Source organism: Streptomyces sp. SM1 (assembly GCF_002910825.1).
Lineage (GTDB): Bacteria > Actinomycetota > Actinomycetes > Streptomycetales > Streptomycetaceae > Streptomyces > Streptomyces okerensis.
Map to the genome: position 1 here is coordinate 1 of NZ_NEUB01000281.1, position 576 is coordinate 576.

Below are 576 nucleotides of genomic sequence, written 5' to 3' on the forward strand. Positions count from 1 at the left end.
CGGTGCGGTGGCGGGCCCTTCCGCGGGCCGGCGAGGGGGCTCGACGGCGGCGGGGACCGGAGCCGTACGGGCGGGAGGACGGGGGAGACGGCGGTGGCGGGTCATGACCTTGTGCACGGGGGACCCCGTTCGACGGGCCCGGGCCGGCGGGGGAGGCCGGACGTACCGGGCAGTAACTTGCGGTTGGGGATCTTGTACGGGGCGGCCGGGGGCCGGGGCAAGGGGCGGGGAGACGGGCCGGGACGGCCGGAGGATTCACTTATCCGAGTGATCGGCGGGGCCCTCCCGCCCGTACTCGGGCGGGTGTACGGGGTGACGTCCGGGACGGAGGTTGACGTGTGCGGGGGTGTGGGCAGGGACTCGAAGGGGGACACCGGGACGTATCCTGAAGGGCCTTGCGGAGCTCCCGATCACACGAAAGCGGCCGGCCATGCGCGTCTACGTCCCCCTGACCCTCCCCGGGCTCGCCGAGGCGTACAGGACGGGCCGGCTGGCGGACGGCCCGTTCGTCGCGTACGCCGTGACACCCGCGCTGCGCGAGTGGTACCTCTCCGACGACATCGAGGAGCTGGAGTA

The 576-nt window shown here is 74.0% G+C and carries 1 pseudogene; it reads left to right on the top strand.

What is annotated here, in order from left to right:
* Window positions 1-430: 430 nt before the first annotated feature.
* Window positions 431-576, top strand: a pseudogene (locus B9S61_RS43410) (hypothetical protein); the annotation flags it as partial.